The 7,872-nt window shown below is 58.2% G+C and carries 7 protein-coding genes and 2 tRNA genes; 2 read left to right on the plus strand and 7 right to left on the minus strand.

Annotated elements, in window-relative coordinates; genetic code table 11:
• Nucleotides 1-191, plus strand: a 191-nt coding sequence (locus HKL97_RS08255; protein WP_291424253.1) for a hypothetical protein, incomplete at its 5' end; no start/stop codon positions are given.
• On the opposite strand, the gene HKL97_RS08260 is transcribed toward HKL97_RS08255, so the two are convergent.
• The 7 genes from HKL97_RS08260 to HKL97_RS08290 form a co-directional block, all read right to left on the minus strand.
• Nucleotides 182-253, minus strand: a tRNA-Val gene (locus tag HKL97_RS08260). The genes HKL97_RS08255 and HKL97_RS08260 overlap by 10 nt on opposite strands.
• Before the next feature lie 45 nt (nucleotides 254-298).
• Nucleotides 299-571 carry an HU family DNA-binding protein gene (locus HKL97_RS08265; RefSeq protein ID WP_291424265.1) on the minus strand — a complete coding sequence of 91 codons (273 nt, stop codon included), beginning with the start codon at nucleotides 569-571 and terminating at the stop codon, nucleotides 299-301.
• Nucleotides 572-701: 130 nt separating this feature from the next.
• Nucleotides 702-3,113, minus strand: a complete 2,412-nt coding sequence (gene lon / locus HKL97_RS08270) for an endopeptidase La (RefSeq protein WP_291424255.1) — start codon at nucleotides 3,111-3,113, stop codon at nucleotides 702-704.
• 138 nt (nucleotides 3,114-3,251) lie between these two features.
• Entirely contained in the window at nucleotides 3,252-4,508 is a 1,257-nt protein-coding gene (gene clpX, locus HKL97_RS08275) for an ATP-dependent Clp protease ATP-binding subunit ClpX (protein WP_291424257.1), read from the minus strand.
• 222 nt (nucleotides 4,509-4,730) lie between these two features.
• A complete protein-coding gene (gene clpP / locus HKL97_RS08280) occupies nucleotides 4,731-5,399 on the minus strand; it encodes an ATP-dependent Clp endopeptidase proteolytic subunit ClpP (RefSeq protein WP_291424259.1) in 669 nt (222 codons plus the stop codon).
• Between the two features lie 132 nt (nucleotides 5,400-5,531).
• Entirely contained in the window at nucleotides 5,532-6,854 is a 1,323-nt protein-coding gene (gene tig, locus HKL97_RS08285; protein WP_291424261.1) for a trigger factor, read from the minus strand.
• A gap of 41 nt (nucleotides 6,855-6,895) precedes the next feature.
• Nucleotides 6,896-6,980 (minus strand) — tRNA-Leu (locus HKL97_RS08290).
• A 180-nt stretch (nucleotides 6,981-7,160) separates the two neighbouring features.
• Here HKL97_RS08290 and HKL97_RS08295 point away from each other — a divergent pair.
• A partial coding sequence (locus HKL97_RS08295; protein WP_291424264.1) for an AsmA family protein occupies nucleotides 7,161-7,872 on the plus strand: 712 nt, incomplete at its 3' end.

Genomic DNA, 7,872 nt, shown 5'->3' on the forward strand with positions numbered 1-7,872 from the left:
CCTCCGGCGTGACAGGCCGGCGCTCTAACCAACTGAGCTACACCCGCATTTCAGTAAGCGGCGGTGTAAAGGGCTATGTGACCATCGTCAAGCGCATGATGCGCAAAACTCTATTCAAGACGGCCGCAACACCAAAAATTACAACACAGGAAGAAAAAACCGAGGAAATTCAAGGAAGGAATAGGCGGTGACGGGTTTGAACCGCCGACCCTCTCGGTGTAAACGAGACGCTCTACCGCTGAGCTAACCGCCCAAACTTTTAAAATGAGGACGGCTCTCGCCGTCCACCAGGACAAAATTAGTTAACCGCATCCTTCAAGGTTTTGCCGGCCTTGAAACGAACCGAGGTGGAGGCGGGAATATCAATTTCTTCGCCGGTACGCGGATTACGGCCCTTGGAAGCGTCGCGCTCGGCGGTGGCAAATGTACCAAAACCGACCAGACGCACTTCCTCTTTCGCCTTCAGCGTCTTCTCGATCGCACCAAACACGGCGTCTACCACCTCAGCCGCCTTGGCCTTCGTGATGTCGGTCTCGTCAGCGACAGCGGCAATCAAATCGTTCTTATTCACGGGTAAAACTCCCTGTTGTGGATCATGCAAAAAACGCCCACCTGCATCCAGCGTTAGATGCAGGTGGGTCATCGGTGATAGTAACGCCAGTAGATACCTAACTTGAGGTGCGCCCGTCAAATAACGGCTGTTAGTGCGGCAAGGATGCCGCCCTGATGTCAGCGGGTGCCGCGGCGATCTCATCGGTTATATCTTCCCAATCAATCGGTTCAGGCTTGCGGCTGAGCGCGCGCCCGATGACCTCATCGACATGGGAGACAGGGATGATCGTCAACCCTTTTTTGACGTTGGCCGGGATCTCGATGAGATCCTTTTCATTGTCCTTGGGGATGATGACGGTGGTAATCCCGGCACGCAACGCAGCCAGAAGTTTTTCCTTCAAACCACCAATTGGCAACACCCGGCCGCGCAGGGTGATCTCACCCGTCATCGCGATATCACGGCGAATCGGGATCCCCGTGATGGCGCTGACAATCGAAGTCGCCATCGCAATGCCGGCTGACGGGCCATCCTTGGGGGTCGCCCCTTCCGGCACATGTACATGGATATCGCGCTTATCGAAAAACGGCGGCTTGATCCCAAACTGGGCAGCGCGCGAGCGGACATAGGAATAAGCCGCCTGCACGCTCTCCTGCATGACATCGCCAAGCTTTCCGGTCTGCTTGATAGTGCCCTTACCCGGCAGCAGCACACTCTCAATGGTAAGAATTTCTCCGCCAACCTCGGTCCAGGCCAGGCCGGTGACGACGCCGACCATGTCCTCGGCCTCCGTCTCGCCATAGCGGTATTTCGCAACGCCCGAGAATTTCTCCAGGTTGCGCTTGCTGATCGTAACCTTCTTGGTCTTGGTGGTTACGATCTCCTTCACCGCCTTGCGCGCAATGGTGGCGATTTCACGCTCAAGGTTACGAACACCGGCCTCGCGCGTGTAGGTGCGGACCAGTTCATGCAGCGCATCGTCCGTAATGGACCATTCGTCCTTTTTCAGCCCATGCGCTTCACCTTGCTTGGACACCAGATGCCGCTTGGCGATTTCGACCTTCTCATCCTCGGTGTAACCGGGAATACGGATGATCTCCATACGGTCCAACAACGGCTGAGGCATGTTCAGGCTGTTCGCCGTGGTGACAAACATGACATCCGAGAGATCGTAATCGACCTCCAGGTAATGATCGGCAAAACTCGCGTTCTGCTCCGGATCCAGCACCTCCAGCAGGGCCGATGACGGATCGCCGCGCCAGTCAGCACCCAGCTTATCAATTTCATCAAGCAAAAACAGGGGGTTAGAAGTTTTGGCCTTCTTCATTCCCTGGATGATCTTACCCGGCATGGAGCCGATATACGTCCGCCGGTGACCGCGAATTTCAGCTTCATCGCGCACGCCGCCCAGCGACATGCGGACAAAATTACGCCCGGTGGCCTTGGCGATCGACTTGCCCAGCGAGGTTTTGCCGACACCCGGCGGGCCGACGAGGCAGAGAATCGCCCCCCGCAGCTTGGGACTGCGCGACTGCACCGCCAGATACTCGACGATTCGCTCCTTGATTTTCTCGAGTCCATAATGATCCGCGTTGAGCACGCGCTCGGCCTCGACCACGTCATTCTTGATTTTGCTGCGCTTCTTCCAGGGGATGCCCAGAATCCAGTCCAGATAATTGCGCACGACCGTCGCTTCCGCGCTCATCGGGCTCATGCTGCGCAATTTTTTCAGCTCTGCCACTGCTTTTTCGCGGGCCTCCTTGGAGAGCTTGGTGGCATTAATTTTGTCTTCAAGCTCGGCGGTTTCGTCCTTGCCGTCCTCGCCTTCACCCAGCTCCTTCTGGATCGCCTTCAACTGCTCGTTCAAGTAATACTCGCGTTGGGTCTTCTCCATCTGCCGCTTCACGCGGTTGCGGATCTTCTTTTCAACCTGGAGCACCCCGATTTCGGATTCCATATGGTTGAACACGCGCTCAAGCCGTTCGCTCGTGCTGCCAAGTTCCAGCAGCTCCTGCTTATCGGAGATTTTCAAACCCAGATGGCTGGCAACCGTATCCGCCAGTTTGGATGGCGAGTCGATCTGGTTAACGGAGACCAAAACTTCGGGCGCAATTTTTTTGTTGAGCTTGATGTACTGCTCAAACTGCGAAACAACGGTGCGGCCAAGCGCTTCGACCTCTTTTTCGTCATCCGCCTGATCCTCAATCGGATCGGCAAAAACCTCGAAATAATCTTCGGTCTCTTTGAAGCTCGTAATCCGCGCCCGTCTTATACCTTCCACCAGCACCTTTACCGTGCCGTCAGGCAGCTTCAGCAGTTGCAGAACCGTGGAAATGGTTCCAACTTTGTAAATATCCTCCGCGGAAGGATCATCCTGCGCGGCATTCTTCTGCGCGACCAGAAGGATCTGCTTATCCTCCTTCATCACGCTCTCCAGAGCCCGCACAGATTTATCGCGCCCAACGAAGAGCGGCACGATCATATGCGGGAATACTACGATATCCCTGAGCGGCAGGACCGCCAGGGTATCGGAGAGGGGGGCAGGCTTTGTAACGTCAGACATAATGGGTTCCTTTAAGCCTCATGCGCTGCCCTTACAGGCACAGCACACGGCGCCGGTCTCCGGCCACAAATGGACATATCGGTTTGGTTTGGCAGACCTGCAAGACCTGCCACCCCTCAATTTGGCCAGCCCCTCGCCTCAGGACGCCGTCTCCGCACGCTTCTCCGCATACAGAAAGAGCGGCTCGGCCCGGCCCTCGGCCACATCCCCGCTGATGACAACCTCCGCCACGCCATCCAGACCCGGCAGGTCGAACATGGTTGTCAGAAGGATACCCTCCATGATCGAACGCAGGCCACGCGCGCCGGTCTTGCGTTTGATCGCCCGGCCGGCAACGACTTTAAGCGCCTCGTCAGTGAAGGTGAGCTTAACGCCCTCCATCTCGAACAGGCGGCCGTATTGTTTGACCAGGGCATTCTTCGGTTTGGTCAAAATTTCAATCAACACAGTCTCATCCAGGTCATCAAGCGTGGCAACCACGGGCAGACGGCCGATAAACTCCGGAATCAGGCCGAATTTAAGCAAATCCTCCGGCTCAACCTCGCGCAAAATCTGCCCGGTGCGCCGCTCATCCGGGCTACGGACATCAGCGCCAAAGCCAATGCCCGACCCCTTGCCGCGCTGCCCGATGATCTTCTCCAGCCCGGCGAAGGCGCCACCGCAAATGAAGAGGATGTTCGTGGTATCAACCTGCAGAAACTCCTGCTGGGGATGCTTGCGCCCACCCTGCGGCGGCACCGAGGCAACCGTGCCTTCCATGATCTTCAGCAGAGCCTGCTGCACCCCCTCCCCGCTCACATCGCGGGTGATCGAGGGATTGTCCGACTTGCGGCTTATTTTATCGACCTCGTCGATATAAACGATCCCCCGCTGCGCCCGCTCGACGTTATAATCAGCCGCCTGCAACAGCTTGAGGATGATATTTTCCACATCCTCGCCCACATACCCGGCCTCGGTCAGGGTCGTCGCGTCGGCCATGGTGAAAGGCACATCGAGAATGCGGGCCAGCGTCTGAGCCAGCAAGGTTTTACCCGAGCCGGTGGGGCCAACCAGCATGATGTTGGATTTTGCGATTTCAATGTCATTATTTTTGGTCGCGTGCGAGAGCCGCTTGTAGTGGTTATGCACCGCCACGCTAAGCACTTTTTTCGCATGTCCCTGGCCGATCACATAATCATCCAGCACCTTGCAGATTTCACGCGGCGTCGGCACGCCATCGCGCGACTTCACAAGATGGGTTTTGTGCTCCTCGCGGATAATATCCATGCAAAGCTCGACGCATTCATCACAGATGAAGACGGTCGGACCCGCGATAAGCTTACGGACCTCATGCTGCGACTTCCCGCAAAAGGAACAATACAGTGTGTTCTTGGTGTCGCTCGATTTGCTGCTCATAACCACTCCACAGCGCGAAATATAAGAGAAAAGATTAGCCCCCTGCGCAGGAGCACACAAGCGCCGGCATATACGGGAGAAAAACCAAAATAATTCAGAAAGTTAACCCCCGGCCTTCGCCAGGTCCGGGGATCAGAGGCATCAAAGGCATCTGAAATTCAACCCTGAATTCACGTTCAGGGCTGAATTCGGCAGAAAAGCGCCTGATGAGCAAATCTCCGCTTATCGCGCGGTTTCCTGCGGGCTGGGCGGCGTTGCCGGGCTTTCGCTCAATGGCGGCTGGCTTTTCACAACGTCGTCCACGATGCCGAAATCCTTGGCTTCCTGCGCCGACATGTAGGAATCGCGTTCCAGCTTGGCCTCAATCGCCTCAAGCGGCTGACCAGTGTGATCCACATAGATCTGGTTCAGCCGCTTACGCAGATTAAGGATTTCACGGGCCTGGATTTCGATGTCCGTGGCCTGACCCTGGGCGCCGCCGGAGGGCTGATGCACCATGACGCGGGCATTTGGCAGTGCAAAGCGTTTGCCCGGCGCGCCCGCGCAGAGCAGCAGGCTGCCCATAGACGCCGCCTGCCCAATGCAGACGGTGCTGACCGGGCTGCGGATATACTGCATGGTGTCGTAAATCGCGAGGCCGGAGGACACAACACCGCCGGGGCTGTTGATATAGAAAGATATATCCTTGTTGGGATTCTCACTTTCCAAGAACAGCAGCTGCGCGCAAATCAGCGAGCTTACCTGATCATAGACCTGACCAGTCAAAAAAATGATCCGCTCCTTCAACAGGCGGGAATAAATATCGTAGGAGCGTTCCCCGCGCGCCGTCTGTTCAACCACCATCGGCACGAGGTTATTATTATAGACCTCGACTGGATCCCGATCCCACATACTCTGAATTCCTCGTTCTATCTAACCGCTCGCCCCGGCACCGCACCGCGCCTTTCATAAGGCCGCGGCGCGGGCGGAACGGAACGTCATGAACCTAAGTTAGTGGATCAAACGCGCGCGTCTAGTCCCGTATTAAGATTCAGGGTCAGCCGCCAGCTCTTCCGGGCTCACGCTGGTTTCTTCCTGGGTGATGCGCTCAAGCAGGAAGTCCACCACCTTGTCCTCAAAAATGGGGCCACGGAAGCGCTCGAGCGCCTGCGGGTTCTTCTTGAAGAACTCCAGAACCTGCATCGCCTGCTCGCGATACTTCATCGCCTCGTTGAACATGGCGCGCTGGAGATCCTGATCGGAGACCGTCACCGCATTAGCGCGGCCGATTTCCGCGACCAGCAGGCCAAGACGCACCCGGCGGTCGGCAATTGCCTTATATTCCGCCTTCAGCGTCTCTTCATCCTTGGCTTCGTCTTCCGGATCGGCGCGGCCCGCGGCTTTTTCCTGCTCCACCTGGCGCCAGATCTCAGCGAACTCGGCATCAACCAGTGAAACCGGCGCCTCGAAATGCGCACGTTCAGCCAGCGCGTCGAGCAGGCTGCGCTTGAGCTTCAGGCGCGTCATCTGCTCATATTCGCGGCCAATCTGCTCGGAGACCTTCTTTTGCAGGTCTTCCAGCGACTCCAGCCCAAGCCCCTTGGCGAATTCATCATCAATCGCCGGAACCTGCGCCACGGCGAGCGCCTTGGCGGTGATTTCGAATTCAGCCTTCTTCCCGGCCAGTTCCTTGGCGCCGTAATCCTCGGGAAAATCAACCGTGATGGTGCGCGTCTCGCCGGGGGCGATGCCTTCCATCTGCTCGGAGAAGCCGGGAATGAAACCCTGGCCGGCCACGACCACCGCAACATCCGACGCAGTGCCGCCCTGGAAAGCCTCACCATCAATGCGGCCGATAAAATCCACCGTCAGCTGCTCACCAGCCGCCGCCGGGCGAGGCTCTTCAACCGGGGTATAGCTCTTGCGCTGCTCGGCCATCTTGGCCAGGGCTTCGCTCACCGCTTCGTCGGTAACAGCCGCCACCGGCTTGCTCAGCGTAATGCCGCCGAGTTCGGGAATCGTGATTTCGGGCAGCACCTCAAGTTCCATGGTGAACTCGAGATCGGCGTTCTGCCCCGGCTTGGTCACTTCCAGCTTCGGCTGCATCGCGGGGCGCAGATTGCGCTCGGAAAGCAGACGGTCGGAAGCTTCGTTCACCGCGCCTTCCACGATTTCCGCGGCCACGGCATCGCCATAGCGCTTGCGAACCATCGACATCGGCACCTTGCCCGGCCGGAAACCAGGCATCTGCATGGTTTTGCCAAGTTCGGCCAAACGCTGCTCACGCTTGGCGGCAAGTTCGGGTTCGGGAACCACGACCGTGAAGCCGCGCTTCAAGCCGTCGGAGAGCGTTTCGGTAACCTGCATCGACGAAAAACTCCTCAAAAATCAACAACAAAACCACAACCTGGTGCGGGCGGAGGGACTTGAACCCCCATGACTTTCGCCACCAGAACCTAAATCTGGCGTGTCTACCAATTTCACCACGCCCGCTTAGCCGCCGGGACGCGGCCAGCTTGACCGCCCCGCGCGATACCAACATCAAGCCGCGCCGTCTAGCGCGAGTCCTGGCACTTCACAAGCTTGGCACTCGTATAACTGCGTAAAACCGACTATCTGCCACCCTGAATGACCCAATCTAGCGAAAATACGGCCAAGCCGCGGCGCCGGACGATGAGCCCGTGGCGGTGGGCCGCCCTTGGCGCCCTGCTGCTCGCCGCCTTGCCGGCGGCAGGCATTCTGGTTCTGGTGGAACGCTTCGACCCGAACCGTTATGCCCCGGAAATCATCGCGGCCGTGGACCAGGCAACCGGCCGGCAGTTGCGCCTGAGCGGGCCTCTCACCATGCAGCTTTCGCTTCATCCGGTCATTGAGGCCAGCGGCATAAGTCTTTCTGATCCGCCCGGTTTCGCCAGCGCCCAGATGCTGACACTCAAGCGCGTCGAGGCCAGGATCGCACTGCTGCCCCTGCTCTCGCGCCGCCTGAACATCCTTAAACTGGTGCTGGTCAGCCCTGATATCGTGCTGGAACGCGGCCCGGGCGGCTTATCGAACTGGGATTTCACCCCCGCGCAACCCGCAGCGGCCATGACGCCGGATAAGTTCCATGGCTATCAGCTCGCTCTGCAGGCTGTGGAAATCGAAAACGGGCGGCTCACGATCAAGACCCCCACGCCAACCATTATCGCCCTACCGAACCTGACCGGAACAGCGGATTCGCCCACCGCCCCGCTGCATATAAAAGCCACGGCGATTCTCGGCGCGGCACCGTTCAGCGTGTCCGGCGTGGTGGGGCCCATTGCGCGGTTCTCGGGCATCGGCAGCGGGCCATGGCCGGTTGATCTGAGTGTAAAACTAGGCGGCGCGACCGCGACGGGGCAGGGCG

Source organism: Acidocella sp. (assembly GCF_013044125.1).
Taxonomy (GTDB): Bacteria; Pseudomonadota; Alphaproteobacteria; order Acetobacterales; family Acetobacteraceae; genus Acidocella.